The organism is Tsukamurella tyrosinosolvens (assembly GCF_900104775.1).
GTDB classification, from domain to species: Bacteria; Actinomycetota; Actinomycetes; order Mycobacteriales; family Mycobacteriaceae; genus Tsukamurella; species Tsukamurella tyrosinosolvens.
The window spans coordinates 909,267-929,794 of record NZ_FNSA01000003.1 but is presented as its reverse complement, the minus strand read 5'-3'; the positions used below and the strand labels follow the sequence as shown (position 1 = coordinate 929,794).

The window sequence follows — 20,528 nt, the reverse complement described above, 5'->3', positions numbered from 1 at the left end:
GACAACGCTACGCCGATCCGCCGCCCCCGCCCTAGCGAGTACGCCCGCAGCGAAACCGGGAATACGAAGCAGCTAGGCCTTCTTGGACCCGGGGAGGACGCCCGCGTCGATCACGGCCTTGCTGACCGGCCGCATCCGCTCGATGAGCCCCTCCGCGGCGTCCGTGAACGCGGCGCCGCTGACGGCGTCCGTGCCCGCCTCGATCTCGTCGTACAGGGCCATGCCCTCCGGGGTCAGACGGTGCGCCTCCGGCTCGCCCTCGACGAGGCCGCGCGCGGTGAGCCGGGCGACGGCCTCGCCCCACTGCTCCTCGCTCCAGCCGCGGGTGATGCGGAAGAACCGGCGGCCCATGACGCGGCGGCGGACCGCCGGGTCGGGGAGGTCGGCCTCGTGGAAGACGCCGGCCTCGAGGCCCGTGAGGCCGTGCCCGATGAGCTCTGCGAGGTGGTTGTCGCCGCGCCATTCGCGCAGGACGGAGACGTGGTGCCAGAGCGCGAGGGCGGGCGCATCGGGGACGGGCGACGCGGCCCACGCGGAGGCCAGCGCCCGGCCGGCCAACGGCAGCCCGTCGACGACGGTGCCGAATCCCTGAGCGAGCGCCTCGATCTCGGCGGGGTCGATGCCGGCGAGGATCGTGCCGTACTGCTCGGCGAGCATCGCGTAGCGGCGGTCGTCGATCTCGGCGAGCCCCGCCTGCAGCGCCTGCGACCAGCCGTTCTCGATGACGGTGGGCGAGAAGTTGTAGAACGCCGCGGTGACCACCGCGGCGTTGGCCTCACCCATCGGTGCCGCGCGGGCGCCGACGTAGAACGCGTGCTGGTCGATCCCGAGATCGCTGCACGCCTCCCGGATGCCGGGGTTGAAGTAGGCGACGACGTGGAAGGGCTCGACGGTCTCGTAGGCGCGACGGGCGAGGGCGGCTGTCTCCGACATGCCCTCACCCTGTCAGGGCGCGCGCCGGATGTCGACGGTGGGCTACTTGTAGAAGCCCTCGCGCAGGTTGATGCCGTGCTCGACCCAGGCCTTCATGGCGGCGAGCATGCCGGTCCAGCCCATGCAGTTGCCGAAGGCGCCCTTGGCGCCGGCCTCGGTGGCGGTCCACGCCGACTCGGTGATGGTGACGAGCGTGCGGGTGTCGCCGTCGATCGGGGCGAACTCGAAGGTCGTGGTGGTGTGGCCGTCGCCGGCGACGGCGTCCTCGGCCTCCCAGCGGATCACGATCTTCGAGTGCGGGTCCGCCTCGAGCACCTGCACGGGGAAGGCGCCGGGGAAGTCGGCGAAGTCCCAGGTGACCTCGGCGTTCGGCTCCAGCCGGCCGCGGGCGCCGCCGGTGGTGAAGTACTTGGACAGCTGCTCCGGGTCGGCGACGGCCTCGTAGACCTGTGCGGTGGGACGCGCCACGTAGCCGGAGACGGTGAAGGAGAGTTCGTTGAGTTCGGACATGTGATAAAACTACAACATGTCTACGAGCGATCGCAAGGGCTCCGCGGAACCCGCCGGCGACGAGGACGCGGACGACGCCGTGTTCAAGGCGCTCGCCAACGCCACGCGCCGCCGCATGCTGGACGTGCTCAAGGAGTCACCCCGCACCACCGGCGACCTGTGCGCGCAGTTCCCCGACCTGGATCGCACCACGGTGCTGCAGCACCTGCGCGTCCTCGAACGCGCGGAACTCGTGATCGGCCGGAAGGTAGGGCGCGAGCGTCACCTCACGCTGGCGCCCGTCCCCATCAAGCGCATCCACGACCGCTGGATCGGCGAGTACGCCCGCGCGGCGGTGTCCCTCCTCGACGACCTCACCCGCGACTGAACCGGCTGGCTGGGGGGGTGGCGGCCGCACAGGGAGACGTCGTCCCCCACGCGGCGTCGACGGGGCGCGCGCCACGTTCCCTCCCCCACCGGAAGCCGCTCGTTTCATGGGGGACGAACCCTCCCCCACGCGGCGTCGACCTCCCCCACGCCGCGTCGGCCTAGTCGAAGACGTCCGGAGAGGAGGCGACCGTCTGCTCCCACAGCGGGCGGAACTGGAACCAGCCGGCGATGTCGCCGCCGACCTGCGAGTGGGTGAGCCGCGCGGTCGCGGGATCGATCTCGTGCGGCGTCCCGGCGGCCATGGCGAGCAGCTGGGCCTGGCAGGAGCGCTCCATCGTCACGAACCACCAGGCCGCGGACGACACCGAGCCGCCGACGGTGATGAGCCCGTGATTCTTGAGGATCGCGGCCTTGTAGTCGCCGATCGCCGCCGCGACCCGCTTGCCCTCGACGGTCTCGTTGACCACGCCCGCGTAGTCGTCGTAGATGCCGTGGTCCTCGTAGAAGGCGCAGGCGTCCTGCGTGAGCGGCGCCAGCGGGATGCCCAGCGACGAGAACGCCTTGCCGTGCACCGAGTGCGCGTGCGCCGCGGCCACGGCGTCGGGCCGCGCGTCGTGCACCTGCGCGTGGATGACGAACGCGGCCCGGTTCACCGGCCGCCGCCCGTGCACGACGACACCGTTGTGATCCACGCAGATCAGGTCGGAGACGCGGATCTGGTTGAAGCTCATGCCGAACGGGTTCACCCAGAACAGCCCCGGATCCTCGGGGTCGCGGGCGGTGATGTGCCCGGCGACGCCCTCGGAGAAGCCCAATCGCCCGAAGACGCGGAAGGCCACGGCGAGGTCGCGCTTGCGCTGCTCGCGCTCCTCCGCCACCGACAACCCCATGGGCGGCAGCGGCAACTCGGCGTTCTCGGGCATCGGCCCGACGGCGGCCTCGAGCAGCGGTAGGTATTCGGCGGGCACCTGCATCGACATCTCCTCCGGCGGTCCGGCGCGGCGCGCGCCGAGGGAGCGGAAACGGCGAACGCCCCCGGGGTCATGATTCACCCCGGAGGCGTTCGCTACGCGCGGATCAGTGGAAGAAGTGGCGCGTCCCGGTGAAGTACATCGTCACGCCGGCCTCGGCGGCCGCCTCGATGACCTCCTTGTCGCGGATGGAGCCACCCGGCTGCACGATGGCCTTCACGCCCGCGTCGATGAGGATCTGCGGACCGTCGGGGAACGGGAAGAAGGCGTCGGACGCGGCGACCGAGCCCAGCACCCGGTCGCCCGCGCGGGTCACGGCGAGCTGCGCCGAATCGACGCGGTTGACCTGCCCCATGCCCACGCCCACGGAAGCACCGCGCGACGCCAGCAGGATCGCGTTCGACTTCACGGCGCGGCAGGCGCGCCAGGCGAATTCGAGGTCGGCGAGGGTGGCCTCGTCGGCGGGCTCGCCCGCGGCCAGCGTCCACTCCTCCGACGCATCGCCCGCGGCGTCGATCGCGTCGGACTGCTGCACCAGCAGGCCGCCCGTGATCTGCTTGATCTCGGTGCTCAGCACCGGCGGCTCCGCGAGCAGGACGCGGATGTTCTTCTTGCGCTGCAGTACCGCGACCGCACCGTCGGCGTACGCGGGCGCGATGATGACCTCGGTGAAGATCTCCGAGACCTGCTCGGCCATCTCCAGGCTGACCTCGCGGTTGGCGGCGATCACGCCGCCGTAGGCGGAGACGGGGTCGCACGCGTGCGCCTTGCGGTGCGCCTGCGCGACGTCCTTGCCGATCGCGATGCCGCACGGGTTGGCGTGCTTGATGATCGCGACGGCCGGCTCGTTGAAGTCGTACGCGGCGCGCCAGGCGGCGTCACCGTCGGTGTAGTTGTTGTAGCTCATCTCCTTGCCGTGCAGCTGCTGCGCCTGCGCCAGCCCGGACTTCGCGCCGCCCACGTAGAGCGCCGCACCCTGGTGCGGGTTCTCGCCGTAGCGGAGCACGGCCTCGCGGGTCCAGGTGCCGCCCATCCACGACGGGAACTTCTGGTCGGGTTCGGGCGCCACGACGCTCGTCATGTACGAGGCGACGGCCACGTCGTAGTCGGCGGTGTGCCGGAAGGCCTTCGCGGCGAACGCCTTGCGCTGCTCCAGCGAGAAGCCGAGGCGCGCGCTGTCGATCACGGAGCCGTAGTCGTCGGGCGACACCACGACCGCCACCGACGGGTGGTTCTTGGCGGCGGCGCGCACCATCGACGGTCCGCCGATGTCGATCTGCTCGATGCACTCGTCCTCCGAGGCGCCGGAGGCGACGGTGTCGGTGAACGGGTAGAGGTTCACCACGACCAGCTCGAACTTCTTCACGTCCAGCTCGCGCAGCTGCTCGACGTGCTCGGGCAGGCGGGTGTCGGCGAGGATGCCGGCGTGGATCTTCGGGTGCAGGGTCTTCACGCGGCCGTCGAGGCACTCGGGGAACCCGGTGACGTCCTCGACGCGGGTCACGGCGACGCCGGCGTCGGCGATGGTGCGCGCGGTCGAGCCGGTCGAGACGATCTCGACGCCCGCCTGGGCCAGGCCGGTGGCCAGCTCCACCAGGCCCGACTTGTCGTACACGCTGATGAGCGCGCGCTTGATCGGGATGTTGCTGCTCATGGAATGGTGACCTTTCGTCCATCCGTGCTGTAGCCCTGGCGGGCGACTGCGGCGACGACCTCTGTCAGAAGCCGGCGCTCAACGACCTTGATCCGTTCGTGCAGGGTCTCCTCTGTGTCCCCCGGCTGCACCGCGACCGCCTCCTGCGCGAGGATCGGTCCGGTGTCGAGCCCCGCGTCGACGAGATGCACGGTGGAGCCGGTGAGCTTGACTCCGTGCTCGAGGGCGGCGGGAACGGCGTGGGCGCCCGGGAAGGCGGGCAGCAGCGCGGGGTGCGCGTTGATGACGCGGCCTCCGAACGCGGCGAGGAAGGCGGGGCCGAGGATCTTCATGAAGCCGGCCGCGACCACCAGGTGCGGCTCCAGCTCGCCGACGGCGGCGGTCAGCGCCTCGTCCCATGCGGCCCGGTCGTCGTAGGCGCGCACGGGCACCTCGGCCGACTCGATGCCGGCGGCCGCGGCGATCTCCAGGGCGCGGCACGACCGGTCCGCGACGACGCCGACCACGGATCCGGGGTACCCGGGTGCCGCCGCCGCGGCGAGCAACGCCTCGAGCAGCGAACCGGTGCCGGACGCCAGCACGACGATCCGGGCGGGCGCGCACGGCGGCACGACCGTGGGGCTGGGCGTGGTCAGGATGCACTCCATCGCAGAGGGACGATTCGGCAACAGCCTAGCGCCGCGCCCGGGTACTACTGCCCGAAGGTGTAGCTGTCGAGTTCCTCGATGTCTGCTATGTCGCGCTCGCGCTTCGTGGCGGCGGGCCCGACGGGCTGCCGGGAGACCGGCCGCACCTCCTCGGTGGGCTGGTCGGCGAGGGCGTCGAAGTCGCCGGTGTCGGCCGCGTCGTCGTCGGATTCGGGCCGGTCGTCGTCGTGCTCGTCGCGCTCCGCGGGCTCGATCTCCACGGTCACGCCGTCGTCGATCACGTCCGCCTCGTCGGCGTAGGTGGTGTAGCCCGACGGTGCCTCCTCCTCGGCGCGGCGCGCGGCGCGCACGGCGCGGGACTCGCCCGCCTGCTGCAGTACCAGCGCCGCCAGCACGCCGACGAGGCCGATCCAGCCGAGGGTGAAGCCGAAGACCTGCAGCAGGTCGGCACCGGCGTAGCCGAAGCCGCCGAGTTCGCCGCCGGCGAGGAACGCGGCCACGGCGAACCCGGCCGCCGAGAGCGCCGCGGTCGCGGCGACGGCGGTCACCGTCGGCCCGAGGTCGAGGGAGCGGGCGGCGCACCGTCGGCCCACCCGGACCGCCACGAAGGCGGGCACGGCGAGCAGGGGCAGCAGGTACCAGGGCGACGGGCCCTGGGGCAGCACCGCGAGGATCGGGATGCCGGGCGCGCGGCCGGGGACGGCGGAGAAGACGCTCATCGAGATCGGGCCGAGGTCCACGGTCGCGCCGAGCGGCAGCGCGGCGGCGCTGATGACCGCGTTGGGCAGGTACAGCAGCGAGAGCAGGACCAGCGAGACCATGCCGACGCCGTCGTTGCCGGAGCGGACGAGCTCGAACACGGTCTCCCAGCGGATCACGAGGCGGACCACGACGATGGCCAGCCCCACGGCGCCGAAGGTGAGCAGCGCGCGGCCGGCGAGGCGGGCGCAGTCGTCGACCCATGTGGGGACGTGGAGGAAGCGCGCGACGTCGCGCCAGTAGGCGGGTGCGAGGCCGATCAGAGCGGCGCCGAGGTGCACCGCGACGGTCGCGACGAAGGCGGTGAGCGGCGGCGGTGTGCCGATCGTGAACCGCCCCGCGGCGTCGTTGACGACGGCCAGCGCGATGGCGGTGAAGAGAGCGGGTCCGGCGATCGCGCACAGCAGCACGGAGCGCAGGTCCGCGAGCGGGCGGCCCTCGCCGCCGGCGCGGCGCGCGGCCCGGGCGACGCCCGCGACCAGCGCGATCGTGGGGATCAGGGGCAGCACCCCGAGGGTGATGTCGCTGATGGTGACCGGCACCTGGTGCACGGCCAGCCACAGTCCGGCGACGGTCGGGGCGATGGCCCCGAGCCCCGTCGACGTGGTGAGCAGGACCACCACGCCCACCAGCAGGGTGGACGCGAGGGTCACGAGCGACGGCCCGAAGGCCATCACGAACAGCGGCCGGGTCTCGCTCGGGCCCGGCCCGGCGGCGCGCGCTGAGTCGATCATCTTCACCACTGTGACATCGCAGTGGCCGATGGTGGCTCAGGCGCGCCGCTGGCGGGGACTACTGACCCTGCGGCTTGTTCTCGTCCTCGGACGAGTGCGAGCCGTACTGCGGCGTCGACGGGCTGCCGAACGCCTGCGTGCTGGCGGTGGAGGCCTGGCCGAAGGCGGTGGTCACCTCGTCGCCGGAGGCCGAGGCGCCCGGGTTGGACGGTGCGCTCGACGGGAAGCCCGTCGTGGCCGGGGCCGCGGGGGTCGACGGGGTCGAGGCGGGAGCCTGGTAGCCCGACGAGGCCGGCGCCTGGTAGCCGCCGTAGGAGGGCCACTGCGACTGGCCCTGCGCCTGCGGGGCCTGCTGCTCCTGCTGAACCGGGGCCGCGGTCGGGACGGCCGGGTTCGACGGGGCCGACGGCGCGTCGGTGGCCGGAGCAGCGGTCGCGGCGGGGGTCGCGGCGGCGTCAGCCGTCGCGGTCTCCGCGGCGGCCGGGTTCTTCACGATGCCCGCGTCAACGAGCACCAGCACCACCGCGGCGGCCGCGGTGAACAGGGAGAACGCGAAGGCGATCCAGAATCCGTAAGCGAGATCGGTCCAGGTGAAGAGGCCGAAGAGCAGCGAAACGAAGGCACCGAGCGCCAGCGCCGCGGCCGGCGTGCGGCCGGTGTTGCCGCGGGCGATGAGACTCAGCCCCGCCGAGATGCCAGCGACGAGCGCCAGGGTGAGACCGATCAGCGCGCTGTGCTCGAAGCCGTTGACGCTGATCGTGGTCGAGCCGAGGCCGATCTCGCGCTCGGCGAACGTCAGGAAGCCGAGGAGGAAGGTGATGACACCCAGCGCGGCGGTGGCGATGGACAGCACCAGCGCAAGGTCCAGCGGCTTCGACGGCGCGGCCGGGGCCTGCGGGAAGCCGCCGTACTGCTGGCCGTAGCCCTGCTGCTGCGGGTAGCCCTGCCCGTACCCCTGCTGGCCGTAGCCCTGCTGCGAATAATCGGGCTGCTGGCCGTAGCCCTGCTGCGCGGGCTGCTGACCGTAGCCGCCCTGCTGGGCGGGCTGCTGCGCCGGCTGGCCGTAGCCCTGCTGGCCCGGCTGACCGAATCCTTGCTGGCCGTAGCCCTGCTGCGAGTAATCCGGCTGCCCGTAGCCCCCCTGGCCCGGCTGCTGCCCGTACCCTCCACCTGAGTAGGTCATGTTCTTCTCCCCGAAGGTCGACGCGGCTCCGCACGGAGCCAGTACGCCACCACCCTATACACGGACTCCGACGTCAACGGGATTCAGCTCATCGAGTGTGCTGGTCCACGACGGTGAGCAAGGCGCGCGCCGCCGGGCTCAGCAGCTTCGAGTGCACCAGCAGCTGGGAGCGGGTGGGGCCGTCGACGAGCGGCACGACGGCGAGCCCGGCACCGTCGGGCACCGTCTCCCGCGCGGCCGTCCCGACGCACAGCCCCGCGGCGATCAACTCGAGCATGGTCTCGGACCGGTCCACCTCGAAGGCGACGGTGCGCCGCACGCCGGCGCGCTCGAAGGCCTGGTCGGATTCCGCGCGGCCGGCGCCGCCCGCGGGGTAGTCGGCGAACGGGCGGTCGGCGGTCGCGGCGAGGGTGAGGGGACCGTCGACCCGCTCGGCCTCGGGCACGACGAGGACGAGGTGGTCGACGGCGAGCCGCCGGGCGACGACGCCGGCGGTGGAGAAGCCGTCCGGGACGCCGAGAAGAGCCAGGTCGACGGTGCCGGTACGCACGTCCTCGATGAGGGTCTCGCTGGCGCCGCTCCGCAGCCGGACGGTCGCGTCGGGGTAAGCGGCGCGGTACGTGCGCAGGACGTCGACCACGTCGAAGGCGGTGAAGGTGGGGATCATCCCGACGGTGACGGTGCCGCGGACGCCGCCGAGCGTGGCGGCCACCTCGTCGGCGGCGCGTTCGGTGGCGGCGAGCGCGGCGCGGGCCTGCGGCAGGAAGGCCTCCCCCGCCCTCGTGAGCCGGACGGACCGGTTGGTGCGGTCGAACAGCCGCGCACCGAGCTCCTTCTCCAGCGCCGCGACGCGGTGGCTGAGCGCGGACTGCACGACGTGGCAGCGCTCGGCGGCGCGCGTGAAGTTCAGCGTCTCGGACACCGCGATCACGTACCGCAGCTGCTGCAGCTCCATCGACCATCTCCCTGACAGATCATTCGATCGAAATCATACGTTGGACGCATGATGCGCGGGCGACGACAGTAGAGACATGACCACCACGTCACCCCGCCCCACGACAGCCGGCAGCGGACTCCTCCGCCTCATGGCGGTCGCCACCGGACTGTCGGCGGCGAGCCTGTACGTCGCGTACCCGATCCTGGACCTGCTGCGGGACCACTTCGGGATGTCCGACACCACCGCGGGCCTCCTCGTGACGGTGGCGCAGGCGGGCTACGCCGCCGGGCTCGTCTTCCTGGTGCCGGTGTCCGACGTCGTGCGCCGCCGCCCGCTCGCGCTCACGCTGCTCGCACTCACCGCCGCGGCGCTCGTCGTCGCGGGCGCGGCACCGTCGGGGTCGGTGCTCCTCGCCGCCTCCGCGCTCGCCGCGATCACCGCCGTCGGCGCGCAGGTGATCGTGCCCTACGCTGCCGAGCTGGCGGGCCCCCGGGAGCAGGCCCACGCGGTCGGCGTCGTCATGAGCGGCGTGATCCTGGGCGGCCTGCTGAGCCGGTTCCTCTCCGGTGTCCTGACCGACGCGTTCGGCTGGCGGACTCCGTACTTCGTGCTGGCGGGCGCGCTCGTCCTCGCCGCGGCCGGCCTGGCGCGCACCATGCCACGGCACGATCCGGGGCGCCCCGGGCTCACCGCCGAGAGGTACCGCGGCCTGCTCGTCTCGATGGTCGCGCTGATCCGCGAGTTCCCGGCGCTGCGCCTGCGGTCCGTGCTCGCGGCCCTCACGCTCGCCTCGTTCGTCGTCCAGGGCGCCGCGGTCACCTTCCTCCTCGCGGGCCCGCGCTTCGGCTGGACCCCGACGGCGATCGGCACCATCGGACTACTCGGCGCCGTGGGCGCCCTCTCGGGCCCGACGATCGGCCGGATCGTCGACCGCGGGCACGGTCCGCTCCTCACCCTCGGGGGGTTGATCGCTCAGCCGATCGCGTGGACGGCGATGCTCCTCGCGGACGGTCCCGTCGGCCTTCCCGCACTGATCGTCGGCCTCGTGGTGCTCGGCATCGGCCAGCAGGCGGTGCTCAATTCGTCGCAGGCGGTGATCTACTCGCTCCGGCCGGAGGCGCGCGGACGCATCAACGCGGTCTTCATGGGCACGTTCTTCCTCGGCGGCACACTGGGGTCCGCGGCGACGGCCGCGCTGTGGCCGCTCGCGGGCTGGACCGGCGCGTGCCTACTGGGCGCGGGCCTCGCCGCCGCGGCCCTCGTGCTGTACCTGGTGTTCCGGGGCGTCGAGCGCGCACCGTCGGCCTAGGCCCCGGGCACCGTCGGGCCCGAGAAACGGGACGACCCCGCCTCCCTGACGGGAGACGGGGTCGTGGACCGAATGCGCTGCGGTTACAGCGACTGCAGGATCTCGCGAGCGAGAGCGGCGGTCTCGGACGGGGTCTTGCCCACCTTGACGCCGGCGGCCTCGAGGGCCTCCTTCTTCGCGGCGGCCGTGCCAGAGGAGCCGGAGACGATGGCGCCGGCGTGGCCCATGGTCTTGCCCTCGGGAGCGGTGAAGCCGGCCACGTAGCCCACGACGGGCTTGGTGACGTTGGCCTGGATGTACGCCGCGGCGCGCTCCTCGGCGTCGCCGCCGATCTCGCCGATCATGACGATGACCTTGGTCTCGGGGTCCTTCTCGAAGGCCTCGATGGCGTCGATGTGCGTGGTGCCGATGACCGGGTCGCCGCCGATGCCGATGGCGGTCGAGAAGCCGAAATCGCGCAGCTCGTACATCATCTGGTAGGTCAGCGTGCCCGACTTCGACACGAGGCCGACGGGGCCGGTGCCGGTGATGTTGGCCGGGGTGATGCCGACGAGGGCCTCGCCCGGGGTGATGATGCCGGGGCAGTTCGGGCCGATGATGCGGGTCTTCTGGCCCTTCTCCACGTTGTAGGCCCAGGCGTACGCCGAGTCCTGCACGGGGATGCCCTCGGTGATGACCACCAGGAGCGGGATCTCGGCGTCGATGGCCTCGACGATGGCGTCCTTGGAGAACGCCGGCGGCACGAAGGCGATCGACGTGTCGGCGCCGGTCTTCTCCATGGCCTCGGCGACGGAGCCGAAGACGGGGAGCTCGATGTCGTTGCCGTCCTTGTCGACGTGCTTGACGGTGGTGCCCGCCTTGCGCGCGTTCACGCCGCCCACGACGTTCGTCCCGGCCTTGAGCATCAGCGCGGTGTGCTTGGTGCCCTCGCCGCCGGTGATGCCCTGGACGATGACCTTGTTGTCCTTGGTCAGGAAGATAGCCATTTTTCTGTTGTCTCCCTTACTTGTTCGCCAGCTCGGCGGCCTTGTCGGCGCCTTCGTCCATGGTCTGCGCGAGGGTCACCAGCGGGTGGTTCGCAGCGGCCAGGATCGCCCGGCCCTCCTCGACCTTGTTGCCGTCGAGACGCACGACGAGCGGCTTGGAGGCCGTGTCGCCCAGCGTGTTCAGGGCGCCGACGATGCCGTTGGCGACCGCGTCGCACGCGGTGATGCCGCCGAAGACGTTGACGAACACGCTCTTGACCTGCTCGTCGCCGAGGATGACGTCGAGGCCGGCGGCCATGACCTCGGCCGAGGCGCCGCCGCCGATGTCGAGGAAGTTGGCGGGCTTGACGCCGCCGTGGTTCTCACCGGCGTAGGCGACCACGTCGAGGGTCGACATGACCAGGCCCGCACCGTTACCGATGACGCCGACCTGACCGTCGAGCTTGACGTAGTTGAGGTCGTTCTCCTTGGCCTTGAGCTCGAGCGGGTCGGTGGAGCCGGCGTCGGCGAAGGCCGCGTGATCGGGGTGGCGGAAGTCGGCGTTCTCGTCGAGCGAGACCTTGCCGTCCAGCGCGAGGATCTGGTCGTCCGGGGTGCGGACGAGCGGGTTGACCTCGACCAGGGTGGCGTCCTCGGCGACGAAGACCTCCCACAGCTTCTGGATGGTCACGGCCGCGGCGTCGAGCACCTCGGCGGGCAGCTTGCCGGCCTCGGCGATCGCGCGGGCGGCGGCGAGGTCGACGCCCTTGGTCGCGTCCACGGCGATCTTCGCCAGCGCGTCCGGGTTCTCCTCGGCGGTGACCTCGATCTCCACGCCGCCCTCGACCGAGCACATGGCCAGGTAGGTGCGGTTCGCGCGGTCGAGCAGGAAGGAGATGTAGTACTCCTCGGCGATGTCGCTCGCCTCGGCCACGAGCAGCTTCTTGACGACGTGACCCTTGATGTCCAGGCCCAGGATGGCCTCGGCGTTGGCCTGCGCCGCATCGGCGTCGGCGGAGTACTTCACGCCGCCGGCCTTGCCGCGGCCACCCACCTTGACCTGCGCCTTGACCATCACCGGCTTGCCGATTTCCTCGGCGATCGCGCGGGCGTCGGCGACATTGTCCGTCACGCGGCCGGCCGAGGTAGGCACGCCGTGCTTGACGAACAGTTCCTTCGCTTGGTATTCGAAGAGATCCATCAGCTCACCATCTGTCTGGTTACTCGGTCCACCCGCATTCTTCACGGGTCCGGGGTCGACTCTATGCCTCCGCGAATCCGCCCGGGCGCCGACCCTTGTTCAATGACGTATCTCACTTGACCTGCGGTTATCAGTCCCGGCAACCTACCCGTCGGTAAGTTTTGGATCGGCGCAGGCAAAGGACCCCCGAAGTCCGCTTCAGGCAGTTGCAAGCGCGGGTTAAGCCCGGCCGTCGAAGCTCTCCTCAGTCCCACTGAAGGAGAACCACACCCATGAAGCGCACTTCCCGTCCCGCCCTCATCGCGGCCTCGGCAGCCGTCGCGCTGAGCGTCGTGCTCACCGGCTGCGCCGACAAGGGCACCACGACCGCCGGCTCGGACACGCCCGCCGCCTCCGCCTCGACCGCGGACGCCCCCGCGCTGCTGTCCTCCGCCGCCGAGGCCTCGAAGAAGGTCACGAGCGCCCACTTCACCGTCGCGGTGGACGGCAAGGTGCCCAACCTCCCCGTCACCAAGGTCGACGGTGACCTCCAGGTCAAGCCCGTCACGCAGGCCACCGGCACCGCCACCATCGACATCGGCGGCGCGTCCGAGGGCAAGTTCACCTACATCGACGGGAAGATGTACGCCGCGATCCTCGGCGACAAGTACGTCGACTACGGCGACGGCGCCTCGATCTACGACGTCTCGGCGCTCTTCGACGAGAAGCGCGGCATCCCGAACATCCTGACCAAGGTGACCGGCGCGAAGGCCGCGGGCACCGAGACGATCGACGGCCAGGAGACCACCAAGATCACCGGCACCGTGCCCGCCACCGAGATCGCCGCGATCTCCGGCTCCCGCGTCGACCCCGACAAGAGCGTCCCGGTCCCGACCACCCTGTGGATCCAGAACTCCGGCGACAAGCAGCTCGTCCGCATCGAGGTCAAGCCCTCCACCGAAGGCACCATCACGCTCACGTTCTCGAAGTGGGGCGAGAAGGTCACCGTCACCAAGCCGAACGTGACCCCGATCGAGGCCACCGACAAGCCCGAAGCCGGCGAGTCCCTGCCGCGCTGATCACCCACCAACGATGTCCCCACCTCTCCCCCGAGAGTCCTGAGAAAGGCACCACCATGAAGACGTTCACCCCGAAGGCGTTCGTCGCCGCCGTCGCCACCGCGAGCATCGCTGGCGGGATCCAGGTCGCCGCCGCGGCCCCGGCCGCCAACGCCGCGGTCAACTTCGGCGCCATCGCCGTCGCGAGCAACGGCGCGTCGGGCCGGGCCTGGGACTACCCGTCCCGCGCCGCCGCCGAGCGCGCCGCCCTCAACTCCTGCGGCTGGGGCAGCTGCCGGGTCCTGGCCTCCTTCGCGAACGGCTGCGGCGCCGTCGCGGAGACCCGCACCCGCTTCCAGGGCGGCACCGGCCGCTCGCTGTACGCGGCCCAGCGCAGCGCGACCTCGCTCGCCGGCGGCGGGTACATCAAGGTGTGGCAGTGCACCTCCGGCCACCTCTGACCCGGGTCCGGTAGCGCGGGGGCGGCATCGTCGTACGACGGTGCCGCCCCCGCCGTTCTCGGTACGCTCGCGGAAGTGACGCCCAGAACCGTGCTGCCCGGCCTGCTCGTCGTCGCCCTCGCGGCCGCGGGGTGCGGCAGTGCGCCGGAGCCCGCCGGGCCGTCACCGTCGATGTCCGACGGTGCCTGTCCGCTCCCCTCGCCCAGCCTGCGGGAACACGCCGCGGCGCGCGGAAAGACGATCGGCACCGCCTATCGCTCCACCTTCGCCGCGGGAGATCCCTGCTACGAGGAGGTCGCCGGGCGCGAGTTCGGTTCGCTGACCACGGAGATCGGCACGATGACGAACACGGTCGCGCCGGAGGCGGGCCGGTTCGACTTCCGCGAGGCCGACGCGGTCGCGGACCTCGCGCGGCGGCACGGCCAGGATTTCCAGATCCACTCCCTGATCTGGGATCCGCTCGATCAGCAGGGCTGGGGCATCGTGCCCGAGTACGTGCGGACGCTGTCCGATCCGCAGCGGCACCGGTTCATGACGGATCTGGTCACGCGGGTGGTGCAGCGGTACGCGGGGCGCGCGAGTGCTGTGACGGTGGTCAACGAGCCGTTCGATCAGCGCGGCGTGCTGCAGCGGAACGCGTGGTGGCGCACCACCTCCGGGGAGCGGTACATCGTGGACGCCTTCCGCGCGGCGCGGCTGGCCGCGCCGTCGATGAAGCTGTACCTCAACGAGCACAGCGCGGAGACGGTGAGCGACAAGTCGACCGCCCTGCTCGCGCTGGCGCGGACGCTGCGCGACGAGACCGTCGAGGTGACCGTCGACGGGCGGACCGAGCGGCGCCCGCTGCTCGACGGCGTCGGCTTCCAGGCGCACATGCTGGGCGGGGCCGACCAGCAGCCGAGCACCGAGGACATGCGGAAGAACCTGCGCCGCTTCACCGACCTGGGCCTCGACATCCGGTTCACCGAGCTCGACGTCCGGATCCCCACGGACAAGGGCCGCGCCGCCGACGCCGACCTGCAGCGGCAGGCACGCGTGTACTCCACGATGGCGGGCCTGTGCCTCGAGCTGGACCGTTGCATAGGGATGACGGTGTGGGGCTTCACCGACCGCCGCTCGTGGATCACCGACTACCCGGACACGTTCTCCGGCTACGGCAGCGCCAACCTCCTCGACCGCGACTACCGGCCGAAGCCCGCGTGGGAAGCGCTGCGCGCGGCCTTCTCCTGAGCGCGCCTACGCGTGCCGCAGGATGAGGTACCCGGCGGAGGTCACCTGCTTCACCCGAGCGATCTGCGTGTCCGTGTACTCGGACACGTAACGACCGCTGGTCACGTAGCAGGTGTGCCGGGATTCCATGTCGAGCAGTACCTTCACCTTGTACGAGCGGCACGTCGCGGTCGGCAGACCGTCGATGGAGAACTCGGTCGCGCCCTCCTCCGTGCCGACCAGCTTGATCGCTCCGTCAGCGAACCGGTCGGCCGCCGACGCATCCTTCGCCCGGTAGACGTAGTTGCGGCCCACGCCGGTCAAATCGACGCCGGAGTCCTCGAACAGACGCGCCGAGGCGATGGGCTCGCTGTCCCAGTGCAACGGCGCACGCCCCTCCCGGAATCCGTATTCGAGGGTCATCGTGCCCTGCTCCAGCGCATCCGGTGCGACCGTGCGGCTCACGATCCCGTCCTTGTCGGCCGGCAGAGACGCAATGCGATCTCCTCCGGGAGAGGCGAACCCGGCGAGCAGATCTCGCTGCCTGTCCGCTGCCGCGACCGCCCGGTCGCGCGCCTTGCCCGCGTCCTTCGCCTTGGCGTTGATCACGATGAGGTGCGCCCCGGCGACGGCTTGCGCCTGGTAGCGGGTGGCCGTGGCGGAGCCGCTCGGCGCGACCCTGGTCACGACGATGTCGGACCGGTCGCCGATCTTCTCGGCCGCGTCACCCACACGCGTCCGGTGGTCGTCGAGAGCGCCGCGCGCCGCTGCGTCATCGGTCATTCGAAGTACTGCCGAGGCGAGTCCGTCCCACTCGCCCGCGGCATCGTCCGTCCTGCCGGAGACGAAGCCGTACAGCAGACCCCGCCTGTCGAGCGCGGCGCTGTCCGCCTCGTCCACCGTGTCCGACAGGTTGGACGCCAGGGCGACGGCGCGCACTCCGAACGACCGGAGCACGACGAAGGTCGGATCGATGTCCCAGGCGTACAGCGCCTTCTGCGCCAGGATGTTCGACGCCAGAACCTTCTGCTGTCCCTCCGAGGTCTCCACCGTGCGCGGCTCGGTGGAGATGCCGCCGGTATCCAGCTTGACCACCGGATCGTTCGGATCCGGCACGGCGTTGCCCGCCACGGTCGAGCTGCAGCCCGCGGCAAGGGCAGCGGCCACCGCGATCGAGAGCGCCGTGCGACTGCGTCGGCTCATGATGTGGTCCTCCTACGGATTCCTGGTCAAGATGACCCATTGCGCTGCAGCGGCTTCCCTGGCGAACGTCAACGATCCCGCCGGTATCCGGGCGAAGTACCGTCCGACGACGACGTCGCAGAACGGGTCACCTGCCTGCTGCGAGTAGCAGGCCACCGCGTCGCCGAGCTGCGGCACTCCGCCGACCGCGGTGATCGCCGGATTCCGCGAGGGATCCGGACGCAAACCGCGGGCCGCCGCCTCATCCCGTGCCCGGTAGAGCCGGCCGATGTTCCATCCGACGGCGTCCACCCCGGCCGCGCGGAGCTTCTCCACGCCGGCGGGATCGCCCACCCTCCGCTCGTACATCGGCATCGTCATCGCGCCGATCCACCGAATCGCGACGTCGGGCGCGCCGGTCATCCACACCGTGCGCCGCAACACTCCGGGCTCGTCGACGGGGAGGGCCCCGATTCGTTCCACCGGAGTCGGCGTGAACACCCGCAGCACGGGCATCTGCCGGGCCACGGCCCGCTCCGCGAGCACCGCGGCCGATGCGGTGTCCTTCGCCCGCGCGTGGATGTGCACGACGAGGGGGCCGAACGCCACGAACGCATCGACGGTGCCCGGCGTGGTCTCGGCGGCGGCGCCCTCCCCCACTCCGGCGAGGGTCACCCGGGGCAGAGGACGCTGCTCGAAGGCCTCGGAGTCGAGGACCTGGCGCGCGATCGAGGAGTCGTCGAACCGGTACAGCCCGATCCGCAGCTCCTTCTCCGCCCCCTGAGGGCGGTCCGCCCTGGACAACGCGACCCCGACCTTCATCCGAGTCAGCGGCGAGCGCAGAGCGTCCGGCACGGATGTCACGTCGGACGTCGTCAACGCGGGCGCCGCCTCCTGCCCGGCCACCTCCGCCACGAGCGCCGGGTCCACGTCCGACGGCAGAACGATGGCCGCCAGCATCCGGCTGCCCTCGGTGATCCACGCGGTGTCGCCGTCGCCCTGGAGCACTGTCGCGGGCTCGGTCGGGAAGTCCCCCGTGTCCAATCCGGACGGAATCGGAGAGGATGACGAGATCGACGCCGGGGCGGTCGCGGTCCCGTCGACAGTGGTCGCACACCCCGCGAGCAGCAGGGCCGCGAGCGTGGCGATCACGAGTGGGGCGCGGTGCACAGTCCGTATTGCGCCCTGATCGGGCATTCCGCCGCGAGCCTCTGGCACCAGGCGTGCAAGCCGGACTTCAGCGTGCCCCAAGGCCTGACAGGCGCACTGTTGCGATTCGAACACGAATGTCCGGCTCCCCGGGCGCCCTCGGTCGCCGGCCCGAATACTCGATGTGTCCGAGTTCCGGGGGGACCATGAACACACGTCTCGGCGCCGCACCGGCCGCCATCGCTCTCGCTGCCGCGCTGCTGTCCGCCTGTTCCACCGTGGTGGCGGGCACGCCGGTCGCCGAGACCACCGTGTCGAAGATCGACCCGGGGAACTTCCCGACGACGCCCCGCACCGTCACGGCGCAGTCCGCGGCCGACGCGTGGCAGCAGGAGGGCATGATCCTCGCGGACTCCGTCATCGCACCGTCCGACATCGACGCCGCCCTGACGGCGGTGGTCACGGACGAGTTCGAGGGTGCCGGCGGGCCGCTCCTGAGGATCGGCCAGCTCGTCGAGCGGAACAACGCGCGCGGTGTACCCACCGGCGGGATCCCGCCGGCCAAGGCCGCGCAACTGGAACTGAACACCAAGTTCGACGTCGGATTCATGAGTACCGCGGGCGACGCGCCGACCACGCCGAAGACGCAGTTCTCGGCTGCGCTCCTCCGCTTCACCACCGATGCGGCGGCCGAGACGGCGATGACGACGCTCCGCGCGGACGCGCCCCCGCCCGCCCGGCTCACGCGGATCCCCGGCGCCGTCCTCGTGTCGAGCACGAGCGGGGGCGGGGGCGGGGTGACCAAGACCGTCGTCGCGGCGCCGGTGAACAACCTCGTCGCCCTCGTGTGGGCGACCACCCGCGGCACCGACAGCGAGGACCTGGCGATCCGCGGGCTCACCTCCCAGCTGGAGCGCGCCCGCACGTATCGCCCGTCGATCGCGCTCTCGGCTCGCGCGATCCCGGCCATTCCGATGGACCGCGACGGGATCATGTCGCGCACGATCGAGTCGCAGAACGACAACCAGCACAGGACCCGGACGGCCTACGGCTTCTCCAGCGGCTTCGAGCACGGCGACGGATACTTCACCGCGCGCACGGCGTACCTGATCAACCGCAATCCGCGCTGGCTCACCGCAGCCACCCGCAGCGGTGTCGATCTCATCGGCAAGACGAACCGCACCGGTGTGCTGCGGGCACGCGACCGGGCCGCGGCGACGTCGTACGTGGTCGAGATCCGCAACGGCCCCTACTCCACCTTCGCCTACAGCGTGCCCGGGTTGTCCCCGGACCAAGCCGGCTGCGACTACGACTCCGGCGCGCAGACGCCGTACACCTGCTACGCCACCGTCGGCCGGTACGCACTGCACGCGAGTTTCGTATCGCTCGAACTCGCCCGCCAGGCCATCTCCGCCTCGTACCTGATCAACAAGGCTGTCGGCGAGAACTGATCACCACGCGTGGGCGCGGCCCTGCTCCTCGTACCAGCCGAGCAGGTCCGGGTCGTCGACCGACTTGGGGTCGACGTTCACGTCGCGGCCGGCGAGCATGCCGGTCACGGGGATCTCCAGCTTCTTCCCCGTCTTGGTGTGCGGGATGCCCGGCGCCAGAATCACTTCGTCGGGGACGTGCCGCGGGGAGAGCCGGGTGCGGACGTCGGTGCGGATGCGCTGCACCAACTCGTCCGTCAGCTCCTTGCCGGGGACGAGGGTGAGGAACATCGGCATCCAGTACTTCGCGTCCGGCCCGTCGACGCCGACGACCATGGCCTCCGCGACCTCCGGCACGGCCTCGACCACCTCGTAGATGTCGGCCGAGCCCATGCGGATCCCGTTGCGGTTCAGGGTCGCGTCGCTGCGGCCGTGGATGGTGATCGACCCGCGGTCGGTCAGCTCCACCCAGTCGCCGTGCCGCCACAGGTTCGGCGCGATGCCGTCCGTCCACTCGTGCTCGAAGTACGCGGCGCGGTACTTGGCATCGCCGGGGTCGTTCCAGAAGTTCGTGGGCATCGACGGCATCGGCACGGTGATGACCATTTCGCCGACCTCGTCGATCAGCGGCGTCCGGTCCGGGGCCCATGCCTGCAGCGCGCAGCCGAGGTAGCGGACCGTCAGCTCGCCCGGCACGTGCGGCACCGAGGCGGTGCCGCCGCAGAAGGCACTGCACACGTCGGTGCCGCCGGAGACGGAGCTCACCGGCAGCCCGGCGGCGACGTGCTCATCGACCCAGGTGAACAGGTCCGGCGCCAGCGGCGAGCCGGTGCTGCCGATCGTCTTGAGCACCAACGAGTGCTCGGTGCCCGGGTTCAGGTCGGCCTTGCGGGAGGCCTGCAGCTGGCCGGGGCTGGTGCCGAAGAAGGTGACCTTCTCGTCCTCGCACACCTGCCACAGACGGTCCGCCGTCGGCGCCAGCGGGTGCCCGGAGAAGGTGACGATCGTGGCGCCCACCAGCAGCCCCGCGACCTGGTAGTTCCACATCATCCACGACAAGGCGGTGTGCCAGAAGAAGACGTCGCCGGGGCCGATCTCGTTGTGCAGGCCCAGCACCTTCACGTGCTCGACGAGGATGCCGCCGTGGCCCTGCACGATGCCCTTCGGCTTGCCCGTGGTGCCCGACGAGAACAACACCCACAGCGGGTGATCGAACGGCACCTGGACGGGCTTCAGCTCGGGGGTGTCCGGGCCCGGCTCCGGCAGCTCCGTGATGACGTGCGAGGCCGGAACCCCCAGCAGTCCGGCGAGTTCGGCCGTGTCGGCGCGCTTGTCGACCTGCTTATCACCGAAGGCGTAGCCGTCGCGGGCGAAGAGCACCTTCGGCTCCAGCTGCGCCATTCGGCCGGCGGCGCCCTCCGGCGCGTAGTCCTGCCCGCACCCCGACCACACGGCGCCGATCGACGCCGTCGCGAGGAACGCGAGCACCGCGAACGGCTCGTCCGGCAGGTACGCCGCGACCGTGTCGCCCACTCCCACGCCCAGCGAGCGCAGCAGCTCCGCGATCGCGGACACCCGCGCCGGCAACTCCGACCACGGGATCTCCACCCGCGCACCGTCGTCCGAGAGGCCGACGATCGCGTTCCCCGGGAGCGACGCGAACCGCAGCACGCGGTCGACGTAGTTCAGTTCCACCTCCGGGAACCAGCGGGCGCCGGGCATCTCCCGCGCCGCCAGCACCGGACCGGTCCGCTCCCCCAGCTCGAAGAAGTCCCACACCGCTCCCCAGAACGCCTCGGGCTCGGACACGGACCACTGGTACACGGCGTCGTAGTTCCCCGTGGGGAGGCCGACGGATTCTGCGAAGCGATCGATCGAATGCACCCCG

The 20,528-nt window shown here is 71.3% G+C and carries 19 protein-coding genes; 6 read left to right on the top strand and 13 right to left on the bottom strand.

What is annotated here, in order from left to right:
- Window positions 1–72: 72 nt before the first annotated feature.
- Complete coding sequence (locus BLW32_RS05975; RefSeq protein ID WP_068740961.1) at window positions 73–933, bottom strand: SCO6745 family protein; 861 nt, start codon at window positions 931–933, stop codon at window positions 73–75.
- A gap of 42 nt (window positions 934–975) precedes the next feature.
- Complete coding sequence (locus BLW32_RS05970; RefSeq protein ID WP_068740960.1) at window positions 976–1,443, bottom strand: SRPBCC domain-containing protein; 468 nt, start codon at window positions 1,441–1,443, stop codon at window positions 976–978.
- A gap of 16 nt (window positions 1,444–1,459) precedes the next feature.
- Here BLW32_RS05970 and BLW32_RS05965 point away from each other — a divergent pair, with 16 nt between their 5' ends.
- Window positions 1,460–1,810: an ArsR/SmtB family transcription factor gene (locus tag BLW32_RS05965; RefSeq protein WP_068740959.1), complete on the top strand. Its 351-nt coding sequence runs from the start codon at window positions 1,460–1,462 to the stop codon at window positions 1,808–1,810.
- A 160-nt stretch (window positions 1,811–1,970) separates the two neighbouring features.
- On the opposite strand, the gene BLW32_RS05960 is transcribed toward BLW32_RS05965, so the two are convergent.
- From BLW32_RS05960 to BLW32_RS05935, 6 genes are all read right to left on the bottom strand, one after another.
- Complete coding sequence (locus BLW32_RS05960; protein WP_225535941.1) at window positions 1,971–2,735, bottom strand: class II aldolase/adducin family protein; 765 nt, start codon at window positions 2,733–2,735, stop codon at window positions 1,971–1,973.
- Between the two features lie 154 nt (window positions 2,736–2,889).
- Window positions 2,890–4,437: a bifunctional phosphoribosylaminoimidazolecarboxamide formyltransferase/IMP cyclohydrolase gene (purH, locus tag BLW32_RS05955; RefSeq protein ID WP_068524216.1), complete on the bottom strand. Its 1,548-nt coding sequence runs from the start codon at window positions 4,435–4,437 to the stop codon at window positions 2,890–2,892.
- Window positions 4,434–5,084: a phosphoribosylglycinamide formyltransferase gene (purN, locus tag BLW32_RS05950; protein ID WP_068740958.1), complete on the bottom strand. Its 651-nt coding sequence runs from the start codon at window positions 5,082–5,084 to the stop codon at window positions 4,434–4,436. Before purN ends, purH begins: the two co-directional genes overlap by 4 nt.
- A 44-nt stretch (window positions 5,085–5,128) precedes the next feature.
- Window positions 5,129–6,577 (bottom strand): cell division protein PerM, encoded by a 1,449-nt coding sequence (locus BLW32_RS05945; protein ID WP_139286091.1) that lies wholly within the window; start codon window positions 6,575–6,577, stop codon window positions 5,129–5,131.
- A gap of 58 nt (window positions 6,578–6,635) precedes the next feature.
- On the bottom strand, window positions 6,636–7,760 hold the full coding sequence (locus BLW32_RS05940) for a DUF5336 domain-containing protein (RefSeq protein WP_068740956.1): 1,125 nt from the start codon (window positions 7,758–7,760) through the stop codon (window positions 6,636–6,638).
- An 88-nt stretch (window positions 7,761–7,848) separates the two neighbouring features.
- Window positions 7,849–8,715 carry a LysR family transcriptional regulator gene (locus tag BLW32_RS05935; protein ID WP_068740955.1) on the bottom strand — a complete coding sequence of 289 codons (867 nt, stop codon included), beginning with the start codon at window positions 8,713–8,715 and terminating at the stop codon, window positions 7,849–7,851.
- Between the two features lie 76 nt (window positions 8,716–8,791).
- Between BLW32_RS05935 and BLW32_RS05930 the strand changes: the two genes are divergently transcribed.
- Complete coding sequence (locus tag BLW32_RS05930) at window positions 8,792–10,006, top strand: MFS transporter (RefSeq protein WP_068740954.1); 1,215 nt, start codon at window positions 8,792–8,794, stop codon at window positions 10,004–10,006.
- 83 nt (window positions 10,007–10,089) lie between these two features.
- Here BLW32_RS05930 and sucD read toward each other — a convergent pair whose 3' ends face one another.
- Together sucD and sucC are read right to left on the bottom strand one after the other, a co-directional pair.
- Window positions 10,090–10,992: a succinate--CoA ligase subunit alpha gene (sucD, locus tag BLW32_RS05925; RefSeq protein WP_068524209.1), complete on the bottom strand. Its 903-nt coding sequence runs from the start codon at window positions 10,990–10,992 to the stop codon at window positions 10,090–10,092.
- A 16-nt stretch (window positions 10,993–11,008) separates the two neighbouring features.
- The gene (gene sucC, locus BLW32_RS05920; protein WP_068740953.1) at window positions 11,009–12,172 is read right to left on the bottom strand and encodes an ADP-forming succinate--CoA ligase subunit beta; all 1,164 of its coding nucleotides are present in this window, start codon (window positions 12,170–12,172) and stop codon (window positions 11,009–11,011) included.
- A 272-nt stretch (window positions 12,173–12,444) separates the two neighbouring features.
- On the opposite strand from sucC, the gene BLW32_RS05915 reads away from it, so the two are divergent.
- The 3 genes from BLW32_RS05915 (at window position 12,445) to BLW32_RS05905 (ending at window position 14,900) form a co-directional block, all read left to right on the top strand.
- Window positions 12,445–13,230, top strand: coding sequence for an LppX_LprAFG lipoprotein (locus tag BLW32_RS05915; RefSeq protein ID WP_068524207.1), 786 nt, complete (start codon window positions 12,445–12,447; stop codon window positions 13,228–13,230).
- Window positions 13,231–13,286: 56 nt separating this feature from the next.
- Window positions 13,287–13,670 (top strand): DUF4189 domain-containing protein, encoded by a 384-nt coding sequence (locus BLW32_RS05910; protein ID WP_068740952.1) that lies wholly within the window; start codon window positions 13,287–13,289, stop codon window positions 13,668–13,670.
- Window positions 13,671–13,745: 75 nt separating this feature from the next.
- Window positions 13,746–14,900, top strand: coding sequence for an endo-1,4-beta-xylanase (locus BLW32_RS05905; RefSeq protein WP_231857331.1), 1,155 nt, complete (start codon window positions 13,746–13,748; stop codon window positions 14,898–14,900).
- A gap of 6 nt (window positions 14,901–14,906) precedes the next feature.
- On the opposite strand, the gene BLW32_RS05900 is transcribed toward BLW32_RS05905, so the two are convergent.
- The gene (locus BLW32_RS05900) at window positions 14,907–16,082 is read right to left on the bottom strand and encodes a DUF7373 family lipoprotein (RefSeq protein WP_068524205.1); all 1,176 of its coding nucleotides are present in this window, start codon (window positions 16,080–16,082) and stop codon (window positions 14,907–14,909) included.
- A 12-nt stretch (window positions 16,083–16,094) separates the two neighbouring features.
- Complete coding sequence (locus BLW32_RS05895) at window positions 16,095–17,258, bottom strand: DUF7373 family lipoprotein (RefSeq protein ID WP_139286090.1); 1,164 nt, start codon at window positions 17,256–17,258, stop codon at window positions 16,095–16,097.
- Between the two features lie 158 nt (window positions 17,259–17,416).
- Here BLW32_RS05895 and BLW32_RS05890 point away from each other — a divergent pair, with 158 nt between their 5' ends.
- Entirely contained in the window at window positions 17,417–18,661 is a 1,245-nt protein-coding gene (locus BLW32_RS05890; protein WP_068740949.1) for a DUF7373 family lipoprotein, read from the top strand.
- On the opposite strand, the gene BLW32_RS05885 is transcribed toward BLW32_RS05890, so the two are convergent.
- Window positions 18,662–20,524 carry an acetoacetate--CoA ligase gene (locus BLW32_RS05885; protein WP_068740948.1) on the bottom strand — a complete coding sequence of 621 codons (1,863 nt, stop codon included), beginning with the start codon at window positions 20,522–20,524 and terminating at the stop codon, window positions 18,662–18,664. It lies immediately after the preceding gene.
- Between the last annotated feature and the right edge of the window lie 4 nt (window positions 20,525–20,528).